Origin of the sequence: Chlorobium sp., from assembly GCF_036528655.1 — a bacterium.
GTDB lineage: Bacteria > Bacteroidota > Chlorobiia > Chlorobiales > Chlorobiaceae > Chlorobium.
This window is the reverse complement of sequence record NZ_JAIGND010000024.1, coordinates 57,127-75,256: the sequence shown is the minus strand read 5'-3', so window position 1 is coordinate 75,256 and position 18,130 is coordinate 57,127. Positions and strand designations below refer to the sequence as shown.

At 51.2% G+C, this 18,130-nt stretch carries 12 protein-coding genes and 1 pseudogene; 9 read left to right on the top strand and 4 right to left on the bottom strand.

The genetic code is table 11. The features are described from left to right. Positions 1-274: pseudogene (locus K4305_RS07100) on the top strand (hypothetical protein); the annotation flags it as partial. Positions 275-363: 89 nt separating this feature from the next. Next, entirely contained in the window at positions 364-2,559 is a 2,196-nt protein-coding gene (locus K4305_RS07095) for a prolyl oligopeptidase family serine peptidase (protein WP_331561709.1), read from the top strand. Between the two features lie 155 nt (positions 2,560-2,714). Here K4305_RS07095 and K4305_RS07090 read toward each other — a convergent pair whose 3' ends face one another. Then, positions 2,715-3,422: a DNA alkylation repair protein gene (locus tag K4305_RS07090; protein WP_331561708.1), complete on the bottom strand. Its 708-nt coding sequence runs from the start codon at positions 3,420-3,422 to the stop codon at positions 2,715-2,717. Positions 3,423-3,444: 22 nt separating this feature from the next. Next, complete coding sequence (locus K4305_RS07085; protein WP_331561707.1) at positions 3,445-5,337, bottom strand: ABC-F family ATP-binding cassette domain-containing protein; 1,893 nt, start codon at positions 5,335-5,337, stop codon at positions 3,445-3,447. Between the two features lie 214 nt (positions 5,338-5,551). Here K4305_RS07085 and K4305_RS07080 point away from each other — a divergent pair, with 214 nt between their 5' ends. Together K4305_RS07080 and K4305_RS07075 are read left to right on the top strand one after the other, a co-directional pair. Next, positions 5,552-6,106: a hypothetical protein gene (locus K4305_RS07080; protein ID WP_331561706.1), complete on the top strand. Its 555-nt coding sequence runs from the start codon at positions 5,552-5,554 to the stop codon at positions 6,104-6,106. A gap of 385 nt (positions 6,107-6,491) precedes the next feature. Next, a complete protein-coding gene (locus K4305_RS07075) occupies positions 6,492-6,920 on the top strand; it encodes a CPBP family intramembrane glutamic endopeptidase (RefSeq protein WP_331561705.1) in 429 nt (142 codons plus the stop codon). Positions 6,921-7,064: 144 nt separating this feature from the next. On the opposite strand, the gene K4305_RS07070 is transcribed toward K4305_RS07075, so the two are convergent. Together K4305_RS07070 and K4305_RS07065 are read right to left on the bottom strand one after the other, a co-directional pair. Then, complete coding sequence (locus K4305_RS07070; protein ID WP_331561704.1) at positions 7,065-8,126, bottom strand: cytochrome-c peroxidase; 1,062 nt, start codon at positions 8,124-8,126, stop codon at positions 7,065-7,067. Between the two features lie 34 nt (positions 8,127-8,160). Next, positions 8,161-10,950, bottom strand: coding sequence for a PAS domain-containing hybrid sensor histidine kinase/response regulator (locus tag K4305_RS07065; RefSeq protein ID WP_331561703.1), 2,790 nt, complete (start codon positions 10,948-10,950; stop codon positions 8,161-8,163). 170 nt (positions 10,951-11,120) lie between these two features. On the opposite strand from K4305_RS07065, the gene K4305_RS07060 reads away from it, so the two are divergent. The 5 genes from K4305_RS07060 to K4305_RS07040 all read left to right on the top strand — a co-directional run bounded on the left by K4305_RS07060 (position 11,121) and on the right by K4305_RS07040 (position 18,108). After that, entirely contained in the window at positions 11,121-11,822 is a 702-nt protein-coding gene (locus K4305_RS07060) for an SDR family oxidoreductase (RefSeq protein ID WP_331561702.1), read from the top strand. A gap of 147 nt (positions 11,823-11,969) precedes the next feature. Beyond that, positions 11,970-12,833: an alpha/beta fold hydrolase gene (locus K4305_RS07055; RefSeq protein ID WP_331561701.1), complete on the top strand. Its 864-nt coding sequence runs from the start codon at positions 11,970-11,972 to the stop codon at positions 12,831-12,833. Further along, positions 12,824-13,483: a dTMP kinase gene (gene tmk / locus K4305_RS07050; protein ID WP_331561700.1), complete on the top strand. Its 660-nt coding sequence runs from the start codon at positions 12,824-12,826 to the stop codon at positions 13,481-13,483. The genes K4305_RS07055 and tmk overlap by 10 nt, the downstream gene beginning before the upstream one ends. 155 nt (positions 13,484-13,638) lie before the next feature. Next, positions 13,639-14,901, top strand: a complete 1,263-nt coding sequence (locus tag K4305_RS07045) for a trehalose 6-phosphate synthase (protein WP_331561699.1) — start codon at positions 13,639-13,641, stop codon at positions 14,899-14,901. A 42-nt stretch (positions 14,902-14,943) separates the two neighbouring features. Then, entirely contained in the window at positions 14,944-18,108 is a 3,165-nt protein-coding gene (locus K4305_RS07040) for a beta-phosphoglucomutase family hydrolase (protein WP_331561698.1), read from the top strand. Positions 18,109-18,130 lie beyond the last annotated feature (22 nt).

Here is an 18,130-nt window from a genome sequence, read left to right as displayed (position 1 = left end):
TGTCAGAAAACTCGACGATGACCGCAAGTTCGACGGTGTCAGAAAATTCGACGATGACCGCAAGTTCGACGGTGTCAGAAAACTCGACGATGACCGCAAGTTCGACGGTGTCAGAAAACTCGACAATGACCGCAAGTTCGGCAGCGCAGGAAAATATGTCAAGGATAACGATGAACGAAAAGGCGACGACAAAGGCGATTCCGGAACAAAAGAAGGCCGATATAACGATGTTCGAGGCGAGTTCGGCGGCTGGGGCAATCGCGACCGAAGATAATCGGTCTTTACATGTTTCGATCGTATATTTATTTTGTAACTCTCAAGGCATGGATAGCAACATGCCTTTTCCATTTTCATCCCATAGAAATGAAGCTTCGAAATACCCTGATTACGTTGTCCGTCTTCCTGCTGTTTTTCGGAACAGCCCGCGTTCATGCTCGACAGATAAAAGGAAACTCCGGCTTACCACCGAAAGCAACCGAAAAACCTTTTGAGGAAAAAATATGTGATACCACCTTAACCGACCGGTACAGGTATATGGAAAAGCTCAGAGATCCCGAAGTAACGGCCTGGCTGAAAGCGCAATCGACCTATGCGCGCACCATGCTGGACAGAATACCGGGACGGAATGAACTGATAAAGAAAATGCAGGATTTCGACAGCAGAAAATCCGCAAAAATATACAATCTTGCAATCACTGATAACGATCGCTATTTCTATCTGAAGCAGACCCCGTCTGACGAAACCGGAAAGCTATACTATCGGAACGGATATACCGGAACGGAAACCCTGCTCTTCGACCCCTCGACATACAATCAAAAAAAAGAAGCCCACTACACCATCGGACGGATTGCCCCGAGTGACGACGGCGCCACCGTTGCACTGACAGTCTACCCGGACGGATCTGAAAACGCAACCCTCATCATCGTGGATACCGACAGCGGAAAATGGTATCCCGAAGCCATCAACCGGAGCCGTTTCGCATCGCCCTCATGGCTGCCTGACGGGCGATCATTCCTCTTCAATCGCCTCGAACCATCAGGCGCAGCAGACACGGGGCCACAATACGCAAGCAAAGTATGGCTGCACCGAATCGGAACCGATCCATCGAATGATCGCGAAATTTTTTCAAGCACGCTGAACACGGAACTTGGAATCAACCCCGAAGACATCCCCCTTGCATCTTTCGACAAAGAGAGCAACACGCTTTTCGCATTCGTTTCGAATGTCGATCGACGGCTTCAGGTCTACTATGCTCCCGCAGCTGAACTCCAGCAGAAGAAAATTTCATGGAAACCTCTCTTCAGACCCGAAGACGACATTCACGACTTTGCCGTTACGGATAACGAACTGTACATCTACACCCCGAAAAATGCGCCCGGGTTCCGGGTGCTGAAAACCTCGCTGCAGAATCCCGACCTGAAAAACGCAGAAACAGTCATACCGGAATTCCGCGACGCAAAACTCACCGGTTTCACACTCACAAGCGAAGGCATATACTACAAGCTTTCGAGGAACGGCGTACAGGAGGAGCTCTATCATCAGGATTACGGAAGCTACCTGAGCAGTAAAATCACCCTACCGTTCAAGGCGGGCACCATATCGCTCTCCTCGAAGGGATTCCGGTTCCCCGAAGTATGGACCGTCCTGACAGGATGGAACCGCGATTACCGGAGATTCCGTTTCGATAAAACGAGTTTTACGTTCTTCGATGAGACACTTTCCTCACCTGCCCGGTACCCTGAATACGAGAATCTCGTGGTCGAGGAACTGATGGCGCCCTCGCACGACGGCGTTGAAATGCCCCTTTCGCTGATTTACCGCAAAGGTCTTGAAAAGAATGGAAATAACCCTGTACTGCTATACGGATACGGCGCATACGGAAAATCCATGAACCCATTCTTCAGTCCATCCCTGCTGCTCTGGACCTGGAAAGGCGGTATTTTCGCAGTTCCGCACGTGCGCGGCGGCGGAGAACTGGGATATCGATGGCACACTGCAGGAATGAAAACAACAAAAGCCAATACCTGGAAAGATGCAATCAGCGGAGCGGAGTACCTCGTAAAAAACGGATACACATCGCCAGACAGGATTGCCATTAACGGAGCGAGCGCTGGAGGAATCATGGTCGGTCGAGCCATCACCGAGCGCCCCGACCTGTTTGCAGCTGCAATTCCCCAGGTCGGCGCGATGAACCCGCTCAGAGGCGAAACAACCGCGAACGGACCAGTGAACATACCTGAATTCGGCACCATGAAAATACCAGAAGAGTGCCGCGCGCTTATTGCCATGGACCCCTATCTGCATTTGCGAGACGGCGTGAACTACCCTGCCGCCCTTGTGACAGGGGGCATCAACGACCCGAGGGTGATTGCCTGGCAGCCCGCTAAATTCGCCGCCCGCATGCAGGCAGCAACTGCTTCCGGCAAACACGTGCTGCTCTTCACGGATTTTGAAGCCGGGCATGGCATGGGAAACGCCAAAACAAAAAACTTCGAAACCCTGGCCGACGTCCTGAGCTTCGGCCTCTGGCAGACCGGACATCCGGAATTTCAGAAGTGAATCAGGAAGCGTGAGAATGGAGTCAGAAGGCTTGAGAATCTTTCCTTGAACGTCCGTATTCGTCTTTGATCGTCCTGCCTGCGAATCAGGGCAAGTCGCTCATAGCGTGCACATACAGACTGAACCGGAAACCGGAAACGGGAAGCCGAAACGTCTCAGATAAGGCCTTTGAGCCAGGCTTGTCGGCGCTGTTCCGGAAGCTTTTCAATTGCATAGCGCAGCATAGTTCTCGGTATGCCGCGGTAGTATTCCGAAAGGAACCCTTCCAGCGCCTCGACATCGCGCTTGCCGACTTCGCGGAGCATCCAGCCTGTCGCCTTGTGTATAAGATCCTCCCGGTCGCCCATCAGCTTTTCGGCAATGGCAAGCGTATCGTGGAAATCGCCGGCCCTGATGAAATGAAACGTCGAAACTATTGCGATGCGACGCTCCCAGAGACTATCCGATAAAGCGAAACGATAAAGCGGCCGACGGTCGCGCTCCTGCAGGTGGCAACCGACGATCCTCGGACACGAAAGATCAACGAGATCCCAGTTATTGATTCTGTCTGTACATGCGCAATAGCGAGCGTAAATCAACGATCTTTGTGCTTCATCCGGCTTTTTATACCTATCGACAAGCAGCAGGAGACCGAGCAGACGGTCTTCATGCCAGGATGAAGCAAGAAGCTCGAAGGCATCATCGACGCTCGCATGGGAAAACTCGCGGCACAGCTTACGGAGCACGGGCACGCGGATTCCGCGAAACAGATCCCCTTCTCCATACTCTCCGGGTCCGGTCTTGAAAAACCAGCAAAGAGTGCTCGCAGTCTTTTCGTCCGAAATGAGCTGAAGCCTTGAGAATATGGCATCGATCGTATTCATGCTTCTACAGGCAGCGATTGACTCAGGAAAACTCGGCAAGTTCGGTCCAGCGGGTCATGTCGCGATCGAGTTTTTTCTGGAGCTCAAGCAATTCAGCACCCAGCCGCTGTACCTCCTGAAAATCGGAACCGGCAGCAGCAAGCTCTTTATTGATCGCCTCCTGGCGAGTTTCGGCTTCGGCTATCCGCTCTTCGAGCTGTTCGAGTTCCCTCTTCTCCTTACTGTTCAGCTTCCGCTGTTTCGCTTCTTCCCTGGCAGGCTTTACGACTGCAGGCTCCTTTATCGCCGGTACCTTTTCCTTTGGCTTATCGAGGCTTTTCTGCTTCATCTCCAGATAGACGCTGTAATTTCCAGGATATCGCCTGATCCGGCCTCCGTCCTCGAAAGCAAAAACATGCTCGACGGTACGATCGAGAAAATAGCGATCGTGACTGACCACAAGCAGACACCCCTCGTAGGAATCAAGATAGTCTTCAAGAACCTGCAGAGTAGGAATATCGAGATCGTTGGTCGGCTCATCAAGCAGGAGCACATTCGGAGAACCGATAAGCTGTTTCAGAAGATATAGTCTGCGACGCTCTCCGCCGGAAAGCGTCCTGATATAACTGTACTGCGTAGAGGGGGTAAAGAGAAAACGCTCCAGCATTTTCGAAGCAGAAAAAACCTGCCCGTCCTTCAGCTTAATCTGCTCGGCCTCCTCCTGGATGAACTCGATTACCCTCTTGTCGTCGTCGAGCTCCCGACTCTCCTGATCGTAATATCCGATTTTTACTGTTTTACCGATATCGATATGGCCGCTGTCAGGCGCAACCCGTCCGGTGATCATGTCGAAAAGCGTGGTTTTTCCCGATCCGTTAGGCCCGATAATGCCGATTCGGTCTCCTTTCTGCAGCAGATATTCGAACGAGTGCAGAAGCGTTTTATCCCCGTAAGATTTCGAAACCTGGTGAAACTCGATGATCTTGCCTCCGAGTCGCTCCGCACCGAACCCGATCTCCATCTCCTGCTGCTGCGTTTTTTTAGGGGCATATACCAGTTCTTCGGCTCGCTGCATGCGCGCCTTCTGCTTTGTGGTGCGCGCCTTGCAGCCGGTCCGCATCCAGTCGAGCTCCTGGCGGATCAGTGCCTGTCGTTTTCGGTCCTCACGCTGTTCCTGTTCTTCGATTTCGGCCTTCTGCTGAAGATAAGCCGCATAACCTCCCATAAAGGTTTTTGCCGTCCGTCCATCCAGCTCGAACATCCGGTTGGCTACGCGGTCGAGAAAATAACGATCGTGCGTAATGAGTACCACCGCACCCTGATAGCGGCGGATATAGTTCTCAAGCCACTCCACGCTGTCCGCATCGAGGTGGTTGGTCGGTTCGTCGAGAATAAGCGCATCGGATGGCGTAACGAGAGCGTGAGCCAGTGCTACGCGCTTGCGCTGACCTCCGGAAAGCGTACCCATCTTTGCGGTAACGTCCTGAAGTCCGAGCTTGCCGAGCACAGCCGTAGCGTTAGCCTCGAGATCCCAGGCTCCCGTCACATCGAGCTCGTGCGAAAGCCTGCTGACCGTTTCCACCAGGGATGGATCGTCGCTATGGCCGGCTTCAAGCGCATGGCATGCGAGCTCATAGTCTAAAATGAGCTGCATGACGTTGTCTCCCGACTTCAGCACCGCCTCAAGCACGGAATCATCTGGATTATAGGGCGACTCCTGAGGAAGATAGGCTATCTTGCGGTTGTTGGTTATCGAAACCCTTCCCTTGTCTGGAGTTTCGACCCCCGCAAGAATTTTCAGCAACGTGCTCTTGCCGCTGCCGTTTGCTCCTATGATGCCTATCTTGTCCCTGTCGTCAATGCCGAAAGAGACATCCTCGAAAAGTTTTTTCAGACCGTACTGCTTGCTGAGTCCCTCTACCGTCAATAATACCATATCCGTCGCCCTTATGCCTTTGTTTAATCAGAAATGCGTTTGAAAATTCGGTATATATATCAGGAAAACCGCTCAATATAGCCATTCACGCAAGGTTTTTTACCTCTCGCCGAGGATTTCCTCAGCAGCCATTCATTCTTACCGTTTTTTTTAATAAAATAGGTTTCATGAGTAAACCACGCGAACATACCAACGATGTAAAAGAATCCGCATCATGACTGAACTGCAGGAAGCGCTTGCCTGGACAGATATTCCCTTACCTGAAGAACTCAATAACCTGCAGCCGTTTGAACAGAAAAGCATGGCTTCATATGTGCGGGAAGTGGTAAACAGGGAAACTGAAGGGTTCGAAGAGCTCTTTCATGCCATCGGCATGATCGTGAAGTACATCCCGCACTTCATTGTAATTCCGCTCATGGTCGAGCATATCAAACCCCGGATCGCAGCAGGAGTCTGCCGGAAGATGGGAGTCGATCAGGCTACTGGTTATGCTAACGACCTGCCGCTCGAATACTTCAGCGAAGTATCCAGACACCTCGAACATGAATTGGTTGCCGAACTCCTCGGCAAAATGAAAAAAAACCATGCCGTCCAGTTCATACACTACGAACTGCAGCACCATCTCGCCCACATGCTCGACATTTCGGAACACCTCGAACCTCGCATTCTCGAAATTGTGGCCCGGCAAGTCACCCTGCCTGAACATGAAGACGACCTGATCATTCATCCTCACCGGATGATCATAAAAAAAATCCGTTCAATGCAGTGAGACCGGCAATTGCGGGTCTGTCATGACACCCGGGCAGCCCGGATACGAAACCGATGAAACAATCGAAAAAAATCAGAACCGGATGAACTGTTTATCATGCAGACATCTTCATAAAACCACAGAAAAAAAACAATAAGCCGTTTACTTTGTACCGCTCATGCTCCGCTTCCTCCGATTATATAAAAACATCTCTTTTTTTTACCGTTACCCATCCGTCGTAACTTTTTCAGTATTGATCTTTCTGCTGTTCTTTCTGCCGGTAATTCTTCTTGTATCCGGCTTAGTACCCCTTTCCCTTCGCTGGGTGTGTCTTGCGGGAGTTTTTTGCATATCTATGTTCATCGCCCTGCGTCATGGATACAGCGCACGAGAACTTGGCATACAGATGACTTATCTGAAGCAGTCCCTTGAAGCAAATGCATTTTTCGTCCTTTTATCTGCGGCACTTTTCTTTTTCCTTTCCGGATACGGTCTTATCGAAACAGATGCAGATCATCCACGCGCTCTGTTTTTTGTTTTTTACATACTCATATCGAGTCCGCTTCAGGAATTCCTGTTCCGGAGTTTCCTTTTCGCCGAAATGAATCGCGCCGGCATAAAGCAACCCTCGGTGCAGATTTTCGTCTCTGCGGCTGTATTTTCTTTTATTCATATTATATACTTCGACGTAACAACAGCACTTGCAACATTTGCAGCGGGAATCGTATTGGCTGCAATCTACAGGAAATATCCTAACCTCGCAGGCGTTTCGCTCGCCCATGCGGCCATCGGCACCATGGCCATCATTGCGGGAATAGCGAGAACGACGGCCTGAACCCTCGCTTACCGAAATAATAGAGAACAGCCAGCATATCGATCAGTGTCTCGAATCGCAGCCAGATAAAAGAACCCCCAATAAAAAAAGGCGCTCTGAAGAGCGCCCTTTTTTTCCGGCTTTTCAGGAAACAACATGGGGGTATCACTTCCCGAAAGGCTCCGGAGATGGCGTAGAATCGGAAGATGGTGGTAAAACCGGCAACATGAATGACGGCTGCGATCCGGTAAGGGTTTTCATGAAAGCCACAATTTTCGCATTCTCCTCCGGCGAAAATTTCTTGCCGAGCTGGATCTGACCCATCACGTCGATAGCTTCGGCAAGCGTAGCTGCTTCTCCATCATGGAAATAGGGATAGGTCAGTTCGACATTGCGAAGCGTCGGCACCTTGAAGTTGAAACGATCGGCATCCTTTCCCGTAACGGCCGAACGCCCCTCGACCGGGCTTGTGGCCTTGTAGGGCTCGATCACGCCCATTTTCTGATAGGAGTTGCCTCCGAGTGCAGGGCCATTATGACAAGCGGTGCATCCGCTCGATTTGAACAGTTCGTACCCTTTCAGTTCTTCATTCGTTATAGCGTTATCGTCTCCGAGCAGCCACTTGTCGAATCGCGAATCAGGCGTAACGAGCGTCTCCTCGAATGCCGCTATGGCATCGGTCACCTGATCAATGGTAATCTGATCCGATCCGAAAACGGCCTTGAACTCCTCGACGTAGCCTGGAATCGACTGCAGCACGCTGACGGCAAGTTCATGAGTGAAGGCCATCTCTCCGGGATTGGCGATAGGGCCGCCGGCCTGTTCCTTAAGGTCTTTTGCGCGTCCATCCCAGAACTGCGCAAGGTTCATCGAAGAGTTCAGGACGGTCGGGGAGTTTATCGGCCCTTTGTTCCATTTATGACCGATAGACGATTTCAGGTTGTCGCTGCCCCCCATACTGAGATTGTGGCACGAGTTGCAGGAAATAAAACCCGATTTCGAAAGTCGCGGATCGAAAAACAGTTTCTTGCCGAGTTCGACCATTGCGGGATTAGCCGGAACAGCTGCTGCTACAGGCATAACGGGTTCGCCCGCACGAGGCGCTTTTGCTTCAACTTTAAGCGTCTCTGCCGGTTCAGCCTCTTTTACAGCCGGCTTCTTGATAGGTGAACACGAAGAAATGGTCATCAGGGCCGCCACAACCGCAATAACTGTATTTCTCTGCATATCGTCCTCCTTGGGTTGGTTGAACTGAACAGAATCAGTGTTTATGGTATCTGCAACTCTCAGTCAACTGGGTGATCAACCGATATAATTCATCAATAACTACCGGTTTTGAGACAAACCCGTCGAATCCCGCCTCTATGGCGCGTTTCTTATCGTCAGGAGATGAAAACGCCGTATGGGCAACAACCGGCAGATCGGGCCTGATTCTCTTGATCTCAAAAAGAGCTTCATAGCCATTCATGCGCGGCATACGAATATCAAGGAGTACAAGATCGATATCTGCATTTCCGCGCACTTCGCTCACGGCCATTTCGCCATCGACAACCGAAACAACGCTTATACTCTGCCGTTCAAGCAATTTTTCAAGCAGCATGCGATTGACGGCGTCATCCTCGGCTACAAGTATATGAAGATTTCCGAGGAAATCGCCAGGCTTCCGGCAATCTTCCATGTCTGGCATCTCCGAAACCGGCTCAATTCTTCGATAGGGTATCGAAAAAGAAAAAACGCTTCCCTCGCCAACTCTCGATTCGAGTTCCAGGCGCCCCCCAAGGACCTCGACGAAGGACCTGGAAATGCTCAGACCGAGTCCGACTCCATCGTTATCCGGTGAGTCGCTCACGTCCCCCTGATGAAAACGATCGAAAATCTTTTCCTGCAAATGGGCAGGAACTCCTTTTCCGGTATCCCTGACGTACATGTGCAGAGAATCGCCCTTTTTAAAGTATCCGAATTCAACACCGCCTGAAAAAGTGTATTTCAAGGCATTCTGCAGCAGATTGGTCATAATCTGCACAAGCAGGTTTCTGTCAGTCAGAATAATGCTTTCATCGGGAGGCAGCGATCTCCTGAAGTGCAGATAGAGGTTCTTTCTGCGCATCTGGGAAGCGAAAAACGCCTTGAGATCCTGAAAGACTTCATGTATCGAAGTATCGGAAAAATGCGCGGTTATTTCACCTGTCTCTATTTTCGATATATCGATCAGATCATTGATGATGCCAAGCATTCTTCTGCCGCTCTGAAGGATAAGATCTATATACTCCTCCTTTTCAGTACCACTCAGAAGCGGATCTTTGAGCAACTCGGAAAATCCGAGAATTCCATTCATCGGGGTACGGATCTCGTGGCTCATGTTGGCCAGAAATGCCGTTTTCAGCCGGTCGCTCTCTTCGGCTTTTTCCTTCGCGGCAACCAGTTCGTTCCAAAGCCGTTTGTTATCGGTTATATCCTCTTTGACGGCAACGTAATGCGTGACAGTCCCCTGTGCGTTCAGGACGGGAGCTATCATCGCGTTCTCCCAGTACAGCTCTCCGTTTTTCTTTCTGTTGAGAAACTCCCCCTTCCACGTTCTGCCGGAACGGAGGACATCCCATATCTGCCGGTAATGCTCATCGGGCATGAGTCCGGATTGGAGAATCCGGGGGTTTTTTCCATACACCTCCGCCGTACCGTAACCGGTCAGTTCCGTAAATCTCGGATTGACATACTCGATTTCCGCCGCAGCATTGGTCATAACAACTACTGTAGGGCTCTGCTGCAGCGCCGTGCTGATTTTATTGATCTCCTCTTCGGAGCGCTTTCTTGAGGAGATATCCCTAACGGTCGCAATGACGCAGGGTCTGCCGGAAAAAACGATTTCGGCCGAACTGACTTCGGCAGGCAGACGCCGACCCTGCCTGTCAGTCATTGTGACTTCGAACAGACGATTTCCGGCAAAACAGGAATTATGCTTTCTGACGGATTCGGCAAACTCCGCTGAAGGCTCGGCAGTGCAGATATCCGGTGGAGACATTGTCAGAAGCTCCTGTTCGTCGTAACCGAGCATCGAACAAGCCGTCCGGTTCACCATATCGAATTTACCAGGCGAGCCGTCTTCCAGAAGAGTATAGACGAATATGCCGTCCCGTATGTTATCGAACAGTAATTTCAGCGACTCGCGGCTTCTTGCCATGGTCTCTTCGGCAAGCTTCCTGTCGGTTATATCGACCATGACGGTCTGAGTCGCCGGCTGCCCCTCAAACGAAATCACCGTTCCGAATATTTCAATCCAGCGGATCCCGCCATTCTTGTGGATTATCCGGAATTCTCCCTGAACCTGCTGCTCCTGCCCATGGATCCTCTGCCGATACGCATGAAAGAATGCCTCGGCATCGTCAGGATGCACGAGCGCGAAAAGCTGGTCGGCAGTCATGCATACAAGTTCAGACGGAGTGTAGCCGGTAAGCATCTCGATGGGCTTGCTTGCAAAGCAGATTCTCGGAGGATCACCCCTGCCGATAAGCATTCCCTGAATGGAACGCTCCACAAGAGTCCTGTACTTCTCCTCGCTTTCCCTCAGCTGAATCTCAGCCTGACGAACAGCCGTTATATCAAGAATGGTAAAGGTCACCCCCCTGGAAATATCGCGGGGATCGAGAGGTACCGAGCTGAGTACCGCATTGATGATCCGGCCATCTTTCCTGCGCATGAGCACTTCTACCGTTCCGATGCCGTATGCCGCTATCTGACGGTACTTTTCAGTCCCTACATAGTCGTAATCTTTATCGCTGAGATAGAGGATCCGCGAATTACGGCCGACAAGCTCCTCCCTTTCGTAGCCGAGAATATCGCAAACTCTCTGGTTGATATCCATCAAAGTACGGTTCTCTACGATACCGATACCCGCAGGTACGGCCCTGAGTATGCTCTGGAGATATGCCTGATCATTGAAGCCGCAGGGTTCGGATTCCTTATGAAAGACTTGCCGACTGCGCCGTTCCAGGGAAAAGTCCTTATCATGTATATCGCCGGGATTCGGAGCGGCGGAAGGGGCAGGTTCCTGCATAGTGAAAACCGAATGCTGATGGGAGCCAACAAAATGTAAACCCTGAATGCTCGACACCGAAGACCCGCATTCAGGCATGATTTTCAGCCTATATTTAAAGTTACTATAATAACTTCAATGTTTGCAACAATTATCTTTCATATCAAAGCAACGTCAAACCGCTCGTGTATATGAATAACAACCGGGTCATACTCATAACCGGAGCCTCTTCAGGAATTGGCGCCGCAACAGCAAGAATTGCCGTCAAAAACGGATATCGCGTCGTTCTTGCTGCCCGATCCTGCAGTAAAATCGACGCCATCGGGCTTGAGTTGGGCAGCGATCATGCTATCGCAATACCCTGTGACGTCGCTGATTGGTCTTCGCAGGAAAAAATGATCGAAAGAGCGCTCGAACGGTTCGGAAGGATCGATGCCGTCCTGGCCAATGCGGGCTTTTCAAAAGGCTCTCCTTTTTTCGGAGGCAAAGACAAGCCCGAAGAGTGGCGGGAGATGGTGCTGGTCAACGTTTTCGGAGCCGCAGCGACGGCAAGGCTTTCCCTGCCCGAGCTCATAAAGACAAAAGGTCACTTTCTCATGACCGGATCCGTCGTCGGCCGTATAACCTCTATACGAAATCTCTATTCGGCCACAAAATGGGCGGTAACCGGCATGGCGCATGCAATCCGTAACGAAATGGCCGGCACCGGCGTCCGCGTGACGCTGATTGAACCCGGAGTGGTCGATACGCCGTTCTGGAATCATCTGCAGAAACCGGGCACCCCTGAACTGAAAGCCGAGGATATTGCCAATGCGGTAATGTACGCACTCTCTCAGCCTCCGCATGTCGATGTAAACGAAATCGTAATCAGACCGTCGGGCCAACCGCACTGATTCCCGCACCGACAAAAAAAGATACGCGCAGTATATTATACAACAGAGAAATAACCGAAGATGATACGTCTTTTGACAACTCTCTACTATTTTTATTCTATTTCTGCAGAAAACCTCCATTAACCGCATCGTAATCCGCTCCACGCAATGGCTCCACAGAACCGGTACATCACCCTGGGAGGTCACAGGCACCGCTATATCGAAACCGGTCGCGCAGAACATACCATTCTGCTCCTGCATGGCATTTCTTCGTCTCTGGATTTTTACGAACAGGTCATCCCGCATCTGTCGAAATCATTCAGGGTGCTTGCCCTTGATTTTCTCGGGTTCGGACTTTCCGATAAACCCCGCAGAAAAACATATACCCTTGAACTGTACGCTTCGCTGATCCGCGAATTTCTTGAAAAAACCGGCAGCACAAGTGAAAACCTCTATGCCGCCGGACACTCCATGGGAGGGAAATATCTGCTCGCCTCAGCGCTGCTTTACCCCGGCACCTATAAAAAAATTGTACTGAGCAATACCGACGGATTCATCCATGTCCCTTTCTGGGCAAAAAGCATAAGCCTTCCCGGCATACGCCAGGTACTGAAAAAAGTCATGACAGCGGAAACGGTATCGGAAAAGATGTATTCCACGGCTTTTTTCGACCCTGCCATGGTCGATCCCCATTCCTATCGCAAAAACCTCGAAACAGCGCGCGACCGTGACGCCTTCGACACCGTAATGTCCCTCAACAGCAACCTCATGAAGCTCGATCTCAACCGCTCGGGTCTGCGCAAAAAGCTCGGAGAACTGAATATTCCCGTTCTGATTATCTGGGGTGACCACGACCAGTACTTCTCTCCGAAAATCGCCCGCTCCGTGAACACGGAAATCCCCTGCTCCAGCCTTATCATGTTCAACAACTGCGGCCACTCTCCGATGCTGGAATACCCCGAAAAGTTTTCTGCCGCAGTCAGAGAATTCATTCTTAACGGCAATAATCATCCGGACACACAATGCTCATAACCTTCGAAGGCATCGACGGCGCCGGAAAATCGACGCAGATCAGAAAACTCCAGAAATGGCTTGCCGAACAGGAGATCGAGGTGCTTGTCCTTCGAGAGCCGGGAGGAACCCCGACAGCCGAAAAAATCAGGGATATCCTTCTTGAAAGCCGAGAGAATATCAGCCCGATCGGTGAATTGCTTCTCTTCTCGGCAAGTCGCGCCGAACTGGTGCAAAAAGTCATTCTGCCCGCACTCGAAACAGGAAAAGCCGTAATTCTCGACCGATTCTTCGATTCGACCACCGCTTATCAGGGCTATGGACGAGGCATCGACCGCCGGATGCTGCAGACCGTCATCGATCTGTCGATTTTTTCTCTCAGGCCCGATCTGACGTTTTATCTCGATATTTCACCTGAACATGCCATGTTGCGAAAATTTTCGGAAAAGTCTCTGCCCATCGCATTCGACGACAGCGAACTCGATCGGATAGAACGATCCGGACTGGATTTTTTCCGGAGAGTCAGACAGGGTTACCTCGATATCATAAAAGAAGAAACGGATCGGTTCATGGTACTCGACGCCCTTGAATATCCGCAGACACTGCACAAACGGATTATCGAATCCGTAAGCCATCGTCTTCCCGGCAAACGAAACCCTTCGGAACCGTGAACAGGCGACGGGCAATAGAGTAAAACAAAAGATTCAAACGGGAACTTCCCTGTATGACGAATATGTTAATTAAGAAAGTTTTTTAAAGCTTTTCTTCTCTTTTTGCGTAGATTGCTTATCATTCTACCCGATCTTCACTTCCTTACCGGTTACGCATGCACGAAACGATTCTGAAAGAACAACAGCTCACAACATGCATTACGCCGATCACGCTGCAGGACATAAGAACGCTCAAGGAACTGTACAGGCTGAAAGCCGAAACCCGAGAGCTGCGTGAACCGATAGTAAGAAACATCATCAAGCAGCGGGTCGTTGGAAGAGCATGCGTCGAATCGCTGAAAAACGCGCTCTACTCCCTCGAAACGATCTACATCGACGACGATACAGGCCAGAGGCTTCTCAAAATCGACGGGATGAGGCAGATCGAAGTGGATCTGACCTATGAAATACGCGAGCTTCAGAAAGACATCTACTACCTCGAGTACGGCGAAGACAAGTTCATCGACTATCTGGCAAAGTTCATTCCCGGATTCCGCGGTTACGTCAACCACGGCATCGACATGTTGCGCGGAAAACGCTTCAACGCCTTCGTCACAGACCGGGACGGAACCACGAACAACTATTGCGGTCGCTACCGGTCATCAATCCAGCCAATCTATAACGCAGTATTCATCAGTCGTTTCGCCAGGAACTGCTGCCGTTATCCGATTTTCATCACCTCGGCTCCGCTGAAGGATTTCGGAATCCTCAATGTGTCGATCAATCCGAGCAATACATTTGTCTATGCGGGATCGAAAGGAAGGGAGTTCATCGATCTCGACGGTCACTTCAACAGTTTCCCCATCGAGGACAACAAGCAGAAACTCATAAGGCTGCTCAACGACCGCCTCCATGTTCTCCTCCAGGACCCGAATTTCGAGAAGTTCAACTTTATCGGATCTGCCATGCAGATCAAGTTCGGACAAACAACCGTAGCACGACAGGATATCAGCCGCTCCATCAAGGATGACGAATCCTCGGCATTTCTCGAGAAAGTGAAAAGCATCGTCAGGGAAATTGATCCTGAAAACCGGAATTTCCGTATCGAGGACACGGGACTCGACATCGAAATCATCCTCACCATCGACGTCAACTCCGGAAACTCCGCCATCAAGGATTTCGACAAGGGTGACGGACTCGCCTTCATTTCCAGCAAACTCGGCATCGATACCGCCAAAGGCCCCACCCTTGTCTGCGGCGATACATCCTCCGATATCCCGATGCTGAAAAAAGCCGTGGAGATGTTCGACGATGTCTGGGCGATCTTCGTGACCAGGGACGAAAAGCTGAAAAAACAGGTTGAAGAGATCTGTCCGAACAGCTACATCGTGCCGTATCCCGACATCCTGCTCACCATTCTCGGCCTCCTTTCGCTGTGAGTTTTTTTACGTTCAATTCATACTAACATTCAACGCGTGACAATGAGTAACGTCTTTAAAGGTGCAATATTCGATCTTGACGGAGTAATAACCGGTACGGCTAAAGTGCATAGCCTTGCCTGGGAATCGATGTTCAACTCCTTTCTGAAAAGTTATGCCGAAGCGAACAATGAGCCGTTCGTCCCGTTTGACCCGGTTCACGATTATCACAAATACGTGGATGGAAAGCCGCGCATGGAAGGAGTCAGAAGCTTCCTTGCCTCGCGCGACATCGAGCTGCCGAACGGAGAGCTTGACGATATCCCCGAAAAAGAAACGGTATGCGGACTCGGAAACCGGAAAAACACGCTCTTTACTGAAATTCTCATAAAGGAGGGGCCCGAGGTCTATACCTCATCGGTCGAACTGATCAGAAACCTTATCGCAAAAGGCATCCGCATCGGCATCGCCTCATCGAGCCGCAACTGCCGGATGATCCTTCAGCTTGCCGGACTTGAAGATCTGTTCGAAACAAGGGTTGACGGTGAAGTTTCCATCGAAATGAACCTGAAAGGCAAGCCAAATCCGGATATCTTCATCACTGCGGCAAAGAACCTGGGCCTCGAACCGCACGAGTGCGTCGTGGTAGAAGACGCCATATCGGGCGTGCAAGCGGGCTCAAGAGGCAATTTCGGACTTGTGCTCGGCATCGCACGCGAGATAGAAGGCACGAAACTCAAGGAAGAGGGCGCAGATATCGTCGTCAGGGATCTCGGTGAAATTTCAATCGAAGAGATCGAGGCCTGGTTTACCGAAGGGCTCGCAACCGATTGCTGGAACGTCACCTACAACAACTTTGCAGCAAAAGAGGAAAAACTCCGTGAAGCGCTCACCTCTGTCGGCAACGGCTACCTCGGCGTCAGGGGCGCCTATGAGGGATCGAAAGCCTCGAGCCATCACTACCCGGGCACATACATAGCCGGAATATACAACAGGCTCCCTTCCGACGTTCACGGCCAGACGGTATTCAACAACGATTTCGTGAACTGCCCCAACTGGCTGCCGATAGAGTTCAGGATCGGAGGCGGTGAATTCATCGATCCTTTCGAACAGAAAATCCTCAGCTACCGCCAGAACCTCGATATCAGAACCGCGGTAATGGAACGAGAGATTGTCATCCAGGATAATCTCGGAAAAATCAGCCGCATCATCAGCCGAAGGTTCGCCAGCATGGACAATCCGCACCGCTGCGCCCTTCGCTTTGTCCTGCGTCCCGTCAACTATACTGCCACGGTCGAATTCCGTTCGGCAATCGACGGCACGATCGAAAACAGGAATGTCGCCCGATACAGCGAACTCTCATCCGACCATCTCGAACACATATCGGCATCCGGAGAGGGCGATACGATCTGCCTGGAGGTAGAAACGAGCAACTCCCGATACAGTATTGCGACAGCCTCACGGATAAAAGTGATCTGTCACACCCAGGAAATTGCAGTTGAAAGGGCGACGGAATCGCGCGAACGCTACATCAGCCAGTCATTCAGGCTTCAGCTCAGCCCCGAGAAAAGCTGTACCATCGAAAAACTGGTGGCAATTCATACTTCACTCGACGAAAACGGCAGCGAAAACCCCATGGCTGCGGCAAGGGAATCGCTGCAGCAGGATGAGTCGTTCCAGACTCTCCTCGATGCTCATAGCCGCGAATGGGAAAAACTTTGGAACCAAGCCGGGCTCTGCATCGAGGGCGACCGGTTCAGCCTGAAAGTGCTGCGCCTGCACACCTATCACCTGCTTTGCGCCGCATCGCCTCACAATACATCGATCGATGCCGGCATGACCGCCCGGGGACTGAACGGCGAAGCATACCGCGGCCACATCTTCTGGGATGAAATCTTCATTCTTCCGTTCTTCAACAGAACATTCCCCGACATATCGCGAGCCCTGCTCATGTACCGCTACAGGCGCCTCGATGCGGCAAGGGAATACGCCCGCGAAAACGGCTATCACGGGGCCATGTTCCCCTGGCAGACCGCCGATGACGGAAAGGAAGACACCCAGATCATCCATTTCAATCCAAAAAGCAGCACCTGGGGCCCTGATCTGAGCCGAAAGCAGCGTCACGTTTCCATCGCCGTGTTCTACAATACCTGGCGTTACATCTACGATACAGACGACACCGGGTTCCTCAATGAATTCGGCGCCGAAATGATGTTTGAAATCGCACGTTTCTGGGCCAGCATCGCAAACTACTCCCCCGAATCGGGAAAATACCATATCGAAGGGGTCATGGGGCCTGACGAATTCCATGAAGCGCTTCCCGAAAGCGGCGAAGAGGGTGTGAAGGATAATTCCTACACCAACATCATGGCTGTCTGGCTGTTCGAGAAAGCGATTGAAATCAGCGAAACCATTGACGAATCCGTCCTGAGAGCCCTGATGGAAAAAATCCATCTCGGTTTCGACGAGCTGCAGAAATGGCGCGATATCAGCAGTTCCATGAACATCCTGATCGATCAAAACGGAATCCTCGAACAGTTCGACGGTTATATGGGGCTCAAGGAACTCGACTGGACACATTACCGTTCCAGGTACGGCAATATCCATCGAATGGACAGGATACTCAAAGCCGAAGGTGATTCGCCCGACAACTACAAGGTTGCCAAGCAGGCCGATGTGCTCATGACGTTTTTCACGCTCTCCCCTGGCGAGGTTGCCCGTCTGGTGCAAAAGAACGGTTATACCCCGCCTGACGCCATGCGGCTCGTCAGGGAGAACTACGCTTACTATGAACCAAGAACAAGTCATGGCTCGACCCTCAGCAAGGTTGTTCACGCCATAATTTCGAGCTATCTTGATAACGGGCACGAAACCGCCTGGAAATGGTTCTTCGAGGCGCTCAAAAGCGACATCAACGATACGCAGGGAGGCACAACCCAGGAAGGCATTCACTGCGGAGTCATGGCCGGTACGCTCGACACGGTTCTTCGCTATTTCGCCGGCATTTCGTTCTATGACGGTAAACTCAACGTCCACCCGAACCTGCCCGGTCACTGGAAAAAACTGCAGTTGAACGTCTGTTTCCGTAAAAACAGCTACACCATAACCATAGAAAAACACCTGATTCGCGCACTGCTCACCAGATCCGAATCAGGAGAGGCCGGAGCATGCCTGGCCGGACACCACCTCACGCTTAAGGAGGGCGAGGCGGCTGAAATCGCTTCATGACCATATTGACAACTCCCCGGTA